The sequence below is a fragment of the Peribacillus muralis genome (genome assembly GCF_001439925.1).
Taxonomy (GTDB): Bacteria; Bacillota; Bacilli; order Bacillales; family DSM-1321; genus Peribacillus; species Peribacillus muralis.
Genome location: NZ_LMBV01000001.1, coordinates 373,696 through 387,853 on the forward strand (window position 1 = coordinate 373,696; position 14,158 = coordinate 387,853).

Here is a 14,158-nt window from a genome sequence, read left to right on the forward strand (position 1 = left end):
GTCTTTTTGCTGTTTCTCCTAACTGAATCGCGGCATTCGCGAGTAAAGGAGCTGAAATCGCGAGTGAAAGTGCAAAACTCACGAGTGCAAACTGCGCAATCATGAGGTGCCCCAAAAATTGAAGTGCGCGAGTATGAGCACCAAACTCCACCAGTAAACGGCAGAAACTCACACACACTTCTCTGTCACCGCCCCCAGTCTAGCCAATCGAAGTTTTCTTGCTTTTTTTTACATAAATCCCCTTGATCTTTCAAACACTAGAGTGGAATTTAAAGGAGAGTTAAAACAATGGGTATTTTAGAGAGAGTGTTGGGTGAAGCGGGAGGGAAGAAGGATTTACATCTCCTTTTGTTTATCGGCGGCCTGTACAGCCTGAGTATTGCTTTATCCAATACATTCGTTAATGTGTACTTGTGGAAACAATCCGGTCAAATTGTTGATATTGCCGTATATAATCTAACCGTGGTGCTTTTTCAGCCGCTAACCTTTGTCTTTGCTGGCAGGTTGGCGAAAAAAGTGGATCGAATCATTGTTTTGCGTCTTGGTGTTATCTTTTTGGCCTTGTTTTATTTATCTGTCCTTTTGGTCGGGACTCGTGCCACGGATTTCATTTGGCTTCTTGGTGCAATGATCGGGATAGGGTATGGGTTTTATTGGCTGGCGTTTAATGTATTGACTTTCGAGATTACGGAGCCGGAAACGAGGGACTTCTTCAATGGTTTTTTAGGGATTTTGTCATCCCTAGGAGGAATGATTGGTCCGATTCTGTCAGGGTTCATCATTTCGAGGCTTGAAAAATTCACGGGATATTCCATTGTATTCGGATTATCATTGCTCTTGTTTTCCGTTGCCGTGCTGCTCAGTTTTTCGTTAAAAAGGCGTCCTGCGCATGGGAAGTACTATTTCCTCCGGATATTGAAAGAACGTAAACATAATCGGAATTGGCAGTTGATCACTCGCGCCCATTTTTTTCAAGGGCTACGCGAGGGTACCTTCATGTTCATCATTTCCATTATCGTTTTCATTCAGACGGATAGTGAACTTGCCTTAGGGAGCTATGGTTTGTTAAATTCCGCGATAGCCTTCGTTGCGTATTATCTCGCTTCGCGGTATATAAAACAACCGATGCGAAAAAAAGCGATACTTGTAGGGGGGATCCTCTTGTATGCAGGGGTCTTGCTGATCGCTTTTGATGTCACTTTCGGAAAGCTTCTCATATATGGGGCAATTGTTGCAACCGCTTATCCGATCCTGCTGGTCCCGTATATTTCGTTAACCTATGACATCATAGGCCGCGCATGGAAAGCTGCGGAAATGAGGATTGAATATATCGTCGTCAGGGAGTTATTCGTCCATCTTGGAAGGATTGTATCCATATTAGGGTTCATTTTGTCCGTCCTGTTTTTCGACCTAAAGCAGGTGCTGCCGATTTATCTGTTAATCGTCGGTGCAGGACATACCATGATTTATTGGTTTGTACGGAAGATCGATATCAACGACCAAGATTGAGAAAGGGGCCTAAAAGGGCCCCTTTTCAATGACGTGACATCACAAATATGAGGCGCAAGTCACGTTTTTTCGGAAGTTCGCCAGTTGTTTAATATTTCTAGCACACTAAGGTAGAAAAAAATATAAATGTTCTATAGAATGGTATAGGACCATTATGACTATGTATAAAGGATGTGTGGCTTAGTGTGAATAAAAAGAAAAAGAAAAAGACGCATGTACCTTTCAGATTGAATATTCTTTTCTTTTTAGTGTTTGTTTTGTTTTCCGCTCTCATTTTACGCTTAGGTGTTGTACAGATTGTGTATGGTGATGATTACCGGCGTGAAATTGAAAGAACAGAGGAAGTGACCGTGAATAATTCGGTGCCCCGCGGGAAAATGTATGACCGGAACTTGAAGCTGATGGTCGACAACCAACCACTGGATGCAATTACATATACACGACAGCAAGGTACGAAGACAGCAGATATGGTGGAAACCGCCGAGAAACTCGCAAAGTTGATCGAAAAAGATACGGACAAAGTGACTGAACGCGATATGAAGGATTTTTGGATATTGAATAATCCGGAGTTGGCTGAAAAAAAGGTTACCACTAAAGAAAGAAAGAAAGTCGAAGAGGGTGAGCTGGAAGAGAGTGACCTGTATAAGATTCAGCTCGACCGGATAACAGAGGATGAAATAAAACTATCCGACAAGGATATGGAAACCCTCGCGATATACAGGGAGTTTGCCAGCGGATATGCCCTTACGCCACAGATTGTAAAAAACAAGAAAGTAACGAAAGAAGAATTCGCCAGGGTCAGTGAAAACCTTGATTCCCTCCCAGGGGTGGATATATCAACAGATTGGGATCGTTTTTATACGTATAATAAAACACTTAAATCTGTATTGGGCAAAGTTTCTTCTTCTGAAGAAGGCTTGCCTAGTGAAAGTCTCAACTATTACTTAGCCCGTGACTACAGTCGGAATGATCGTGTAGGGAAGAGTTATATAGAGCTGCAATACGAAGATATCCTCCAAGGGCAGAAAGCGAAAGTAAGGAATGTGACTGATAAATCAGGAAATGTCGTCGACTCCGAAGTGATCTCTGAAGGGCAGCGTGGAAAAGACCTTATCTTGACGGTTGATATGGACTTACAGCTGGCAACAGAAAAAATCATTGAAAAGCAGTTGATCGCCAAGAAAAAAATGGGTAACACCAAGTTTTTGGATAGAGCCTTTGTCGTCATGATGGACCCTGATACGGGGGAAGTTTTGACGATGGCAGGAAAGAAATATGAAAAGGATCCGAAAACAGGGAAATCCTCCATTGAGGACTTTGCTTTAGGAAATATCACGACTTCCTATACGATGGGGTCAGCCGTGAAAGGTGCAACTGTATTAACCGGCTATCAGCAAGGCGCGATTCAGCCTGGCACGTCCTTTTACGATACGAAGTTGAGAATCAAAGGTACACCGCCCAAAGGTTCATATAGTGACTTCGGGAACATCAATGATTTGACCGCATTAAAGGTTTCTTCGAACGTTTATATGTTCAGAACGGCAATTAATATTGCAGGTGCGCACTATGTACCGAATGAACCTTTGAACATTAGTTCAGGCGCGTTTTCGACGATGCGGAATTCATTTGCCCAGTTTGGCTTGGGTGTGCGCACGGGAATCGATCTTCCAAATGAAATGAGCGGTTTCAAAGGTTCCGAAGTATCTCCAGGTAAGCTTCTTGATCTCGCTATCGGCCAGTATGATACGTACACGCCGATGCAGCTCGTGCAATATGTTTCAGCAATTGCCAATGGCGGAAACCGCATGAAGCCTCACATGGTCAAGGAAATTCGTGATCCGGTCGATAACAACGAGGAATTGGGACCTGTCGCCGAAGACGTTTCACCGACGGTCATGAATCGCCTGGATATGAAGGAAGACTGGATCAAGCGCGTCCAGAGCGGCTTCGAGAAAGTTTCAATGGAGCAAGGCGGGACAGCTTATAGGTTTTTCGGGGATAAACCTTATACAGTCGCTGCTAAAACAGGGACGGCTGAAGCGTTCTATGATGGACCGGACCGGGAGAAGTTTAGCGAGCCCCAAGAAACGATGAACATCACGATGGTGGGCTATGCACCTGCTAAAAACCCTGAAGTTGCATTTGCGGTCGTCGTACCGTGGGCATATCAGGGCCATACGGGTCATGACATGAGTAAAGAAATAGGTGAGGAAATCATGGACACGTATTTCAAACTGAAAAAAGAACGGGAAAAGAAGAAAGATGAAGATACAGACAAATCGACTGATTTAAAAGTAGAGAATGGTAAAGACGTACAAAAAGACCAGGCAGAAGTTAGAAAAAGCCAGGAAAATGAATGAAGTCAAAGCACGTTTTCGGATAAAACCGAAGACGTGTTTTTTTTTCATCCATCCTGTTTTGACATCTTTACAATTCGCACACAATAATTTACGGAATATTTACAAATGCTTTAAACGGGGTTTACAGTCTGAAAGTATGATTTGGTTGTAGGACAAAATATTCATATAAAATTCTTAGGGGGATTTACAAATGAGACGTTTCAAAGGTATTGCAATGACTGTAGTTATGGGTGGAGTAATTGCAGTGGCGGCAGGTTGTGGATCTGATGACGCTAAGACAAGCAGCAGCGAAGGAAAAGGATCGGGCCAACTGCAGGGAGAAGTGATTACCGATGGTTCTTCAACGGTCTTCCCGATCATGGAGGCAGTTGCAGAGGAATATATGGGTACACAGCCTGATGTGAAGGTTTCAGTGGGAGCGTCAGGAACAGGTGGGGGATTCAAGAAATTCATCGCTGGTGATACGGATCTAGCCAATGCATCCCGTCCGGTCAAAGAAGAAGAAACTGCCTTACTTGAAGAAAAGGGAGTTAAATATACAGAGTTGAAACTGGCATTTGACGGTATTTCAATCGTTGCCAATAAAGATAATGAATTCATCGATTCACTAACAGTTGAAGAACTTCAAAAACTATGGGTTGATAATGGAAAGGTGAAGAAATGGTCTGATATACGCCCTGAATGGCCGAAGGAAGAAATTAAATTCTACTCTCCGGGAACAGATTCAGGCACATATGATTATTTCAATGAAGTGATCCTTGAAGAAAAACCGATGGTGGAAAATGCCACGCTTTCCGAGGATGATAACGTTCTTGTACAAGGCGTGGAAGGTGATAAAAATGCGATTGGATTCTTCGGTTATGCCTACTACTCTGAAAATAAAGATAAGCTGAAGATCCTTTCCATCGACAACGGCAAAGGTGCCGTAGAGCCAACGCATGAAACGATTAAAAGTGGGGAGTATGCACCATTGTCACGTCCGCTTTACACATATGTAGCCAATAAGTCGGTAGCTGAAAAAGAACAAGTTGCAGATTATACTCAATTCGTCATTGAAAATGCAGGAGAGCTTGCAGAAGAAGTGGGATATATCAGCCTGCCAGAAGAAGAGTATCAGAAAGATCTTGATAAATTAAAAGAATTGGAAAAATAAACGATATTACAGGCTATTGAAATCCCGCCTTGACTCGATTAAGGCGGGGGTAACAGCTTGTAAATCCAAAAATTGCGTGTCTGAAATGGAGGATGCAAGTTGGAACTTAGAAAAACAGAAACCTATTCTGTACAGCAAATGATCCTGGAAAAGAAAAGTAAGAAAAAAATCAATATGGAAAAAGTCATGCCTAAGCTTTTGTTCCTTATGGCGGCAATTTCCGTTTTTACTACAATCGGGATCATCCTGACCCTTATATTTGAAACGTTTATCTTTTTTGACAGAGTGTCCATCGTCAAATTTTTGACAGAAGCTAAATGGCTCCCATTTGCTTCCACACCTTCCTATGGGATTATGCCCCTTGTCATTGGGACGTTGAAGATCACAGTCATAGCAGCGGTGGTTGCAGTTCCAATAGGGCTTGCAACAGCCATTTTCTTGAGTGAATATGCATCTGAGAAAACACGGAGAATCATCAAGCCGATTTTAGAAGTTTTAGCTGGGATTCCTACTATCGTTTACGGCTTCTTTGCCTTAACTTTTGTAACACCGGTTTTGCGGGATCTTTTTCCTTCCCTTGACATGTTCAATGCTTTAAGTCCTGGAATCGTTGTAGGTATCATGATCATGCCGATGATAGCCTCTTTGTCGGAAGATGCCCTTGTATCAGTGCCGAAGTCGATTCGCGAAGGTGCGTATGCTTTAGGAGCAACGAAACTCGAAACGACGATTAAAGTGGTATTGCCAGCAGCCATCTCAGGAATTGTGGCTTCCATCGTTCTTGCTTTATCCAGAGCGATCGGGGAAACGATGATTGTGAGTGTTGCCGGTGGCTCGACCCCAAACATGAGCATGGATGTGACGTCATCGATCCAAACGATGACTGCTTATATCGTACAGGTCAGTTCGGGGGATGCAGGGTACGGGACAACGATTTACTACAGCATATATGCGGTTGGTATGACACTGTTCGTCTTTACGCTCATCATGAATTTACTGGCGCAGTTCATCTCTCGCAAGTTCAGGGAGGAATATTAAGACATGAAGCTGATAAACAAAAGTCAAGTTGCAAAAAAGATGCCCGTCAGGCTGGCCGTAAATACGGTATGTAAAGGATTGTTCTTCTTGGCAACACTGGTTGGCCTCATCGTTTTGGCCATCTTATTTTATCGGATATTCACTCAAGGAATTGGTAGTCTGAATGGGGATTTCCTGCAGAATTTCGCTTCGAGGAAACCGGAAGAAGCTGGAATAAAGGCAGCATTGATCGGGTCGATCTGGTTGATGGTAGTCGTGGCTCCAGTTTCCCTGCTGCTTGGTGTCGGAACGGCCATTTATTTAGAGGAATATGCCAGGAAAAATTGGATCACCACTTTCATCAAAGTGAATATTTCCAATCTGGCAGGTGTCCCGTCAATAGTATTTGGACTGCTGGGCTTAACGGTTTTCGTCCGTGCGCTGGCATTGGATCGGTCCATATTGGCAGCAGGCTTGACGATGAGCCTACTCGTTCTTCCAGTCATCATAGTAGCTGCCCAAGAGGCCATACGTGCAGTACCGCGTGATTTAAGGGAAGCTTCCTTTGGAATGGGTGCAACAAAGTGGCAGACGATATTGAAAGTGGTCCTGCCGGCTGCGGTACCTGGTATTTTAACTGGGGGAATACTGGCTTTGTCACGGGCAATCGGTGAAACGGCGCCACTTGTGGTGGTTGGCATACCGATGTTCATCGCCTTTTTACCACAAACGGTCATGGATACATTTACAGTTCTGCCGATGCAAATCTATAATTGGACATCTCGTCCACAGGAGGAATTCCAGCAGGTTGCTGCCGCGGGAATCATCGTTTTACTCATCCTGTTAATTTTTATGAATTCAATAGCGGTTTTAATTCGAAATAAATTCCAGAAAAGATACTAATAGGAGGAAGGAAAGCATGAATATGACCTTAATGAGAGAAAATGAGTCACCGGCTAACGGGTTCGAAAATGTCGAGTCCGTTCCCTTTTCGGAAAAGGTATATGAAACGTCAAATCTCAATTTATGGTATGGAGAAAACCATGCTTTGAAAAATATTAATTTGGATATGCATCAAAATGAGGTGACAGCCATCATAGGACCTTCAGGATGTGGGAAATCCACCTACATCAAAACATTGAACAGAATGATCGAACTCGTCCCGGACGTCAAAACGACAGGACAGATCAAATACAGAAACAGAAATATCCTTGATCAGTCCTACAAGGTTGAAGACTTACGGACACAGGTGGGCATGGTCTTCCAAAAACCAAATCCATTTCCTAAATCCATATATGATAATGTGGTCTACGGACCAAGGATTCATGGCATCAAAAACAAAAAGGTTCTCGATGAAATCGTGGAAAAGAGTTTAAAAGGGGCAGCCATTTGGGATGAAGTGAAAGACCGTCTGCATGAAAATGCATATGGACTTTCAGGTGGACAGCAACAGCGTCTTTGTATCGCCAGATGTTTGGCAATCGAACCGGATGTCATATTAATGGATGAACCGACTTCCGCCCTTGATCCGATTTCCACATTGAAAATTGAAGAATTAGTCCAGGAACTGAAAAAGGACTTCAGCATCATCATCGTTACCCATAACATGCAGCAAGCAGCGCGTATCTCTGATCGAACGGCCTTCTTCTTAAATGGGGAAGTCATCGAATATTCTGATACCAATACCATCTTCTCTAATCCGAATGATAAAAGGACAGAAGATTACATTACCGGACGCTTCGGTTAAAGAGAAAGGGAGATGCGATAATGGTCGTTCGTGAAAATTTCGAGCTTCAGTTGAAAGAGTTACAAGAGAAAATAGTGAGGTTGGCTAATTTAGCTTCAGGGGCAATATCAAAATCATATGCAGCACTGGAAAACAATAATGTTGATGATGCTCTTGAAGTTATTGATGATGATACAATAGCTGATTTGCTGGAAGAGGAAATTAATGACTTTGCGATTTTACTGATTGCGAAGCAGCAGCCGGTTGCAATTGATTTGCGGCGTATCATTGCTGCCATAAAAATTGCCTCGGATATTGAAAGGATGGCGGACTTTGGCGTCAATATCGCTAAATCAGCCATCCGAATCGGTGACCAGCCATTTATTCTGCCTTTAACACCTTTAAGGCAGATGCATGATATTACATTAAAGATGATTGAACTTTCGATAGAAGCATTTGAGAAGGAAGATGTTGTCCTTTCAAGAGAAATCATTGAAATGGATGATGAGGTCGATCGCTTTTATGGAGAGATGATTCGAAGTCTCCTTCGACTTTCAGATGAAAAAAACCTACAGCAGGTCACACAGCTTTCCTTAATTGCCCGATATTTAGAAAGAACGGCAGATCATACAACGAATATCGCAGAAAATATTTATTTCCTTGTAAGAGGGAGATACATCGGCAGAAATGAATGATCTGAACCATAAGTTAAAAAAAAGAGGCTTTTTACAAAGCCTCTTTTATTCATTGACTAATGAGATAACGTATTGGCCAATTGCCGATAGGTCATCGTATTGGTGACCACAAACTCGCCGATTTGTATTTTTTTCGAGAAGTCATGCTCGTTCATGTACGTTTCAAACTCAGCTGCGTCATCGATGATCTTTTCTTCAACAAGCATAGTGGCAATCTCCGCTGAAGTCATATTCGATTTGACTTTCATGGTATAGGAGACGATGGGGGTTTGCTCCACCTTCGGCTTTTGATCGATGTCCCTTGACGGCTTTAAAGCCTGCTGCGCTTCCTTATTAGGAAGAGAGACGGTGAAACCGTCTTTCTCGAGCAGTTCCTTGGCCTCGTCACTGGTCAAATCGCTCCCTTTAATTATTCCGGTGCCATAATAACAGCCGGCAAAGATGCAAGTCGTGAAGATGATGCCGGCTGAAAAACCCTGCAGTCTTCCCTTAATCATGATCATTTCCCCGCATTCCCTGTTGTTCGATGACCGACAGGGTTTGTTCCTCGGTTAAGGAGGATTGTTTAGCGATTTGTGCCAAAGAAAGCCCTTGTCTGTATAAGGATAGAACTTGGCTCTTTAGAATTTCATGAATCGGTTCAAGATCCCCGGAAGAGACCGGTGGATGCTGGAATCTAGCTTTTACGGATGAAACGGGATCATCCTCGATGATGCCTTCAAGAATTTTCACTTTCTTTTTTAATTGATACATATCGTGCATATACGTTATCGTCATTTGTTCTAAGTCTTCTTCTAATTTGGCGACTTTATCTTTACTGAAAAAGGAAAGGATAAGAAGAATGATCGCTAACGAGAAAAGTAGGATGATTAAGGTTTCCATGTTTTCACCTCGGAAAATAATTTTCGACATATACTTGTATTTTACACAAATTTTAAAAAAAATGGCGAATTTCATATTTTTATAGCTAGGGCAGCGGCAATACGCTTCATTTTTTTATTTGTTTTATTTCAAATTATTGTCGAAAGCTATCATGATTTTACACGTTGAAAAAAAAAATGAGCAGGAATCGGGGAATAAAACCTTTGCTTAATAACTTGCATAAAATTCGACAAAATGTGTTTATTGTCCATAAGCCCAATCAATGCTAACATGAAGATAGAATAAATTGGAAAACGAAATATTATGAATATTGAAATTAATTGAGTGTGCAAAATTCAGGTGAGTCGTTTCACTGTCAGCGCCTAACGATAAGCTATTTAAAAATAGAGAAGGGGAAGGGATGATTATATGAATTCGTTATACGCATATATGCCGCAGGATAATCAAGATCTATTTCGTAAGGGATTGAAGGCCGGTTTATGGATGGATGAGAGTTTTGATTGGTATCCTGAGGAAGATATGATGAGTCATCCTAATGGAGAGATACGGACACTGCTACAAACCTTCACACAAGGGCAGGTTACCTTTTCCAAGTTCACGATCAGGAATACTTCATTTGAGATTAAGCGTCCCAAAATATTTTTCCACTATGAAAACGCTTTCGAAAGACAGGCAGTGGCTTTTTATAGCCCGAATGAACGGGCCATATTACATGTAGCGCCCCAATCGATTGCCTTATTAGGGGGCTTGGTAAAGGGGAAAAGCATCTCTCAATATTGCATTCAAGGCAAAGGAAGCCTTTATCAGGAGGGTTGCTTCAAATCATTGAAAGAAGGACTTCTGGCGTACTCACCGCTCGCCAAGGGGGAGGTAACCAGCATGTTCACACTGGAGACGGAGATTCTGCCGAAAGAGTGTGTCGAAGCGGTGGCTTGGGTCGTTCATGCTGAAACGAAGGAGGATGCGAAAGTCATCAATAATCAGCTGCTGCTGACGATGCAAAACGTAACGATTTGAATTAGTTAAAAGTTAATGTTCGATTTCCCAAAAAACATACTAGCAATTCGCATTGAATAATGCTATTATAGAAAAGTCCTATGTGAAAAAGTCAATATGTTTGGAGGGAAATACACAATGCGCGTAAATATTACATTAGCTTGCACTGAATGTGGAGACCGTAACTATATTTCTAAAAAAAATAAACGTAACAATCCAGACCGTCTTGAGCTTAAAAAATACTGCTCAAGAGAAAAACGCAGCACAACTCACCGCGAAACAAAGTAAGCAACAGGATTTTTCCTGTTGTTTTTTTTATGCTTTTTTATGGTCATGCGGACGTTTCGTAAACGAACTGCTATTTTAAGATACTAACAGTAGCTGAGCAAAGGAATGAGATATGATGAAGGAAATTAAGAAAAAACTCCGTCAGCAAATTAAAGACCGCTTAATGAAGCTGACCAAAGAGGAGCATGAAGAACATTCGAACAAGATAGCGGAAAACTTATTTTCGCTTGAGGAATGGCAAAAGGCGAAGACGATTGGCATTACGATTTCCATCCATCCTGAAGTTTCAACCTTACGGATCATCGAACAAGCGTGGCGTGAAGGCAAAAAAGTGGCAGTACCAAAATGTGACCCTCATCAAAAGTCGATGGAATTCAAAAAGATTTCCTCCTTTGATGAGTTGGAGTCTGTCTATCATGGGCTGCTTGAACCGGTAGCCAACACAGCCAAGGCGACAAAAGACGAATTGGATGTGTTGATCGTCCCAGGTCTCGCGTTTACGATAGAGGGGTTTCGCCTCGGCTTCGGCGGCGGCTATTATGACCGCTTCCTCCCCGGATACAAAGGAGCTACGCTAGCACTTGCATACGAGCTTCAACTTGTGGAGGAGCTACCGATAGATGTGCATGATATCGCAGTCGGTAAGCTTATCACCCCAACAAAAATTCTGCGAACGTACACCAGAATGGAAGATGTTTAATCTTTATCACTTTTAGCTCATAAAAATCCTGTCTCGTATCACACTAATGATAGGAGGGATTATTATGCTTCGATCGATTATTCATATCTTCCTGGTTGGTTTAGCTGTTTATGCCGGGTACAAAAATCGGTACCGCTTGGTCAATGCGGCGCTTTCCAATGGCTTCCTGAGAAGATTTCTAGTGACCAAATCCTTGAGTATGCCAATGTTCAGGGATAAAATGATGCAAAGCATGTTCAGTCAGGTCAAATGAGTTATGTCTGCATTTCTTAAAAAGGAACCGAATCAAGGTTCCTTTTTTTACTTTTTACAAGATATCGTCTATAGTTTTAAATAATGAAACGGGAATATCAGAAGCTCGAGATTGATTGGAAAGTGGGGAAGGCATTGGGATTTAAAGAGGATTATTTGTTCTGGGCAACCATAAGGGAGTTATCGGGCCGTTATGATTATCGAATGATCACTGTCACGGAAAACCATCAGGAGATTTGGCTTGAAAGCGATACGAACAAGGAATTTCCGGTCATCAGGCTGATCCGGCAAGATTTGGATTGGGCTAACTGGTTGAAACGTGATATTGAAAGAACGTTGCAGAATGGGGAAAGAATCAGACAAAAATTATATAAGAAACCGATAAACATATTAAGTATCTATGTAAGTAAATTTGCACCTGTCGATGATCATGATTTTAGTTTACAGGTTGCTTCTTATAAAAAAACGAAGGTTAACACATTCATTCTAACTTGTGAAGCAATTGAACAATCGCTGCAAAACCTTGAGCATATTTTGAAAAAACCACTTTCCATACAAGTTCTTCAAGAAGATGAAATAGATGAAGAGAAGGTTCTCGCCTTAAAGAAGGATGCCATCTCGGAATCAGTCAAAAAAGCGAAGGCCGAACAGAAAGTGTTTCAACATGCTAATAAGCCATTCTTTACATATCTATTCATGGCGATCCAGATCGCTGTGTTCATCCTGATGGAGTTCAATGGGGGCAGTACCAATTCAAAGACCTTGATTGAGTTTGGGGCAAAATACTCGCCATTGATCATGCAAGGGGAGTGGTGGAGGTTCTTTAGCCCGATAATCGTCCATATTGGCTTCTTTCATTTATTGATGAACACCTTTTCCCTGTATTTAATCGGCGCTGAAGTAGAAAGGATATACGGTAATGCCAGGTTCCTTTTCATTTATGCATTCGCTGGTTTCGCCGGAACGCTAGGCAGCTTCATCATGACGCCGAACCTTTCAGCTGGAGCTAGCGGAGCGATTTTTGGCTGTTTTGGGGCACTGCTGTACTTTGGGATCGTCTATCCGAAATTATTCATGCGCACGATGGGATCATCGGTCATCGTCTTAATCATCATTAACTTAATATATGGTTTCTCCGTTTCGGGGATCGACAATGCAGGACATATCGGCGGTTTGATTGGTGGCTTTCTCGCTGCTGGGGTGGTCTCTCTTCCAAAAAACAAAAATATCTTGCGCCAGCTCGTTTTTTTTATTGGAACGGCGATTCTAACCTATACGTTGCTTAAGTTTGGCTTCAATCATCAGAACAGCGCGGCCATCAATGATGACACGATGGCAATGCTAGCCCAAAAGTATATGAATGATGAAAAAAAAGCGAAAGCGGAGGAAATGTTAACCGATTATGTAGGTGACAACCCGGATGCATCGTTATCGCTTTTCATGCTCGGAAATATAGCCTTTGATGAAAAAGACAGTAACAAAGCCAAGGATTATTACGAAAAAGCGATCGAAACGAATCCGGATTTACATCAAGCCCATTACAACCTTGCCTTGGTTCAAATGGATCTTGGATCACTTGATCAGGCTAAGGAGCAAGCAGAAAAGGCGATCGAGCTTGCTCCCGACAATAAGTCATATGCTGAGCTGCTGAAGAAAATCGAAACGCAACTATAACTTCTGACTCAGCATGATGGGAGTACCGTCTTTCAAGGTAAACAAGACAAGCAGTTCACGTTGATTCTGCGCCATAAGTAATAAGGGGATGGTGCTGCCTTGTGCATTAACGGTGGATCCATCCTCTTTTTTGATGCCTAATACATAATTTTTATAAAGTCCTTCCCATAGCTTTCCTACAATTTCTTCCCGTTTGAATGAAGGGAATGCAGAAAGCCATTGGTTTTTCTTCGCGGGGAGGTCGGTTAATGAGATGATGTTATAGTGATTCAGGTTAATATGATAGGCCTGACTGACTTTTTCCAAACCATCTTGAACGGTTTGAGCGGTCAAGCTGTCCAGTGTTTTTTTCCATTCGATCTGTTCTTCCGAAAGTGGACGGTGAAAATATTGAAAAGAAGGTGTCGTTACTGCATAAATCTTGTCTTTACTGAGCTGTTGGGCACTGGTGAAAATGGTCTCACTTGGATGAACCTCTGCATAATGAAATGTAACGGCATCGTAGCGACCGCTTTCTCTTTCCTTCGCTTTCGCTTTTTGGGAGAGTTCTTGTTTATTTTGCCGCCAATTTTTTAAAGCTCCCGTCAATTTTCCATTGGTGTATAAAAGGGATACGTCTTGGCGCAAGTAGGCAGGCCGATCCAACGCAGAATTGACCCTCCATGTGACCGAATAGCTATCCCCCCCGTTTTCCTTCGCCGTCAGTTGTGTGGAAGCATGTTCAAAATGGAGTGAGGAATCGATGGGAAAATAAGTGATCGTTTCCTCTGCCTGTTCGTTTTGTGAAAAATAAAGAATGACAAAAATGGTAGTCAAGACTAATAAAACGGTATACTTCAATTGTATTTTCATTTTTCCCCTCCGTTTTTGACGCTTGAAGCACAAACGAGCCATGTTGGGCGCCAC

The 14,158-nt window shown here is 42.3% G+C and carries 15 protein-coding genes; 12 read left to right on the forward strand and 3 right to left on the reverse strand.

Annotated features, from left to right (window positions below):
- Window positions 1-288 precede the first annotated feature (288 nt).
- The 7 genes from ASU00_RS01810 (at window position 289) to phoU (ending at window position 8,460) form a co-directional block, all read left to right on the forward strand.
- Window positions 289-1,509 carry an MFS transporter gene (locus ASU00_RS01810; protein ID WP_057911726.1) on the forward strand — a complete coding sequence of 407 codons (1,221 nt, stop codon included), beginning with the start codon at window positions 289-291 and terminating at the stop codon, window positions 1,507-1,509.
- 185 nt (window positions 1,510-1,694) lie between these two features.
- The gene (locus ASU00_RS01815; protein WP_057911727.1) at window positions 1,695-3,869 is read left to right on the forward strand and encodes a peptidoglycan D,D-transpeptidase FtsI family protein; all 2,175 of its coding nucleotides are present in this window, start codon (window positions 1,695-1,697) and stop codon (window positions 3,867-3,869) included.
- 190 nt (window positions 3,870-4,059) lie between these two features.
- Window positions 4,060-5,022 carry a PstS family phosphate ABC transporter substrate-binding protein gene (locus tag ASU00_RS01820; protein WP_057911728.1) on the forward strand — a complete coding sequence of 321 codons (963 nt, stop codon included), beginning with the start codon at window positions 4,060-4,062 and terminating at the stop codon, window positions 5,020-5,022.
- A 138-nt stretch (window positions 5,023-5,160) separates the two neighbouring features.
- Complete coding sequence (gene pstC / locus ASU00_RS01825) at window positions 5,161-6,060, forward strand: phosphate ABC transporter permease subunit PstC (RefSeq protein ID WP_057911840.1); 900 nt, start codon at window positions 5,161-5,163, stop codon at window positions 6,058-6,060.
- A 3-nt stretch (window positions 6,061-6,063) separates the two neighbouring features.
- The gene (gene pstA, locus ASU00_RS01830; RefSeq protein ID WP_057911729.1) at window positions 6,064-6,942 is read left to right on the forward strand and encodes a phosphate ABC transporter permease PstA; all 879 of its coding nucleotides are present in this window, start codon (window positions 6,064-6,066) and stop codon (window positions 6,940-6,942) included.
- Window positions 6,943-6,958: 16 nt separating this feature from the next.
- Complete coding sequence (gene pstB / locus ASU00_RS01835) at window positions 6,959-7,786, forward strand: phosphate ABC transporter ATP-binding protein PstB (RefSeq protein WP_057911730.1); 828 nt, start codon at window positions 6,959-6,961, stop codon at window positions 7,784-7,786.
- Window positions 7,787-7,806: 20 nt separating this feature from the next.
- Window positions 7,807-8,460 (forward strand): phosphate signaling complex protein PhoU, encoded by a 654-nt coding sequence (gene phoU, locus ASU00_RS01840; protein WP_057911731.1) that lies wholly within the window; start codon window positions 7,807-7,809, stop codon window positions 8,458-8,460.
- Between the two features lie 56 nt (window positions 8,461-8,516).
- Here phoU and ASU00_RS01845 read toward each other — a convergent pair whose 3' ends face one another.
- Window positions 8,517-8,957 (reverse strand): hypothetical protein, encoded by a 441-nt coding sequence (locus tag ASU00_RS01845; protein WP_152983661.1) that lies wholly within the window; start codon window positions 8,955-8,957, stop codon window positions 8,517-8,519.
- Entirely contained in the window at window positions 8,950-9,342 is a 393-nt protein-coding gene (locus ASU00_RS01850; RefSeq protein ID WP_057911733.1) for a hypothetical protein, read from the reverse strand. Before ASU00_RS01850 ends, ASU00_RS01845 begins: the two co-directional genes overlap by 8 nt.
- Before the next feature lie 408 nt (window positions 9,343-9,750).
- On the opposite strand from ASU00_RS01850, the gene ASU00_RS01855 reads away from it, so the two are divergent.
- From ASU00_RS01855 to ASU00_RS01870, 5 genes are all read left to right on the forward strand, one after another.
- Entirely contained in the window at window positions 9,751-10,359 is a 609-nt protein-coding gene (locus ASU00_RS01855; protein ID WP_057911734.1) for a hypothetical protein, read from the forward strand.
- Between the two features lie 117 nt (window positions 10,360-10,476).
- Window positions 10,477-10,626, forward strand: coding sequence for a 50S ribosomal protein L33 (rpmG, locus tag ASU00_RS24290; RefSeq protein ID WP_028391797.1), 150 nt, complete (start codon window positions 10,477-10,479; stop codon window positions 10,624-10,626).
- Between the two features lie 115 nt (window positions 10,627-10,741).
- The gene (locus tag ASU00_RS01860; protein ID WP_057911735.1) at window positions 10,742-11,326 is read left to right on the forward strand and encodes a 5-formyltetrahydrofolate cyclo-ligase; all 585 of its coding nucleotides are present in this window, start codon (window positions 10,742-10,744) and stop codon (window positions 11,324-11,326) included.
- 64 nt (window positions 11,327-11,390) lie between these two features.
- Window positions 11,391-11,579, forward strand: coding sequence for a hypothetical protein (locus ASU00_RS01865; RefSeq protein ID WP_057911736.1), 189 nt, complete (start codon window positions 11,391-11,393; stop codon window positions 11,577-11,579).
- A 134-nt stretch (window positions 11,580-11,713) separates the two neighbouring features.
- A complete protein-coding gene (locus ASU00_RS01870) occupies window positions 11,714-13,252 on the forward strand; it encodes a rhomboid family intramembrane serine protease (protein ID WP_161809678.1) in 1,539 nt (512 codons plus the stop codon).
- On the opposite strand, the gene ASU00_RS01875 is transcribed toward ASU00_RS01870, so the two are convergent.
- The gene (locus ASU00_RS01875; protein WP_057911738.1) at window positions 13,247-14,104 is read right to left on the reverse strand and encodes a hypothetical protein; all 858 of its coding nucleotides are present in this window, start codon (window positions 14,102-14,104) and stop codon (window positions 13,247-13,249) included. The genes ASU00_RS01870 and ASU00_RS01875 overlap by 6 nt on opposite strands.
- Window positions 14,105-14,158: the final 54 nt, after the last annotated feature.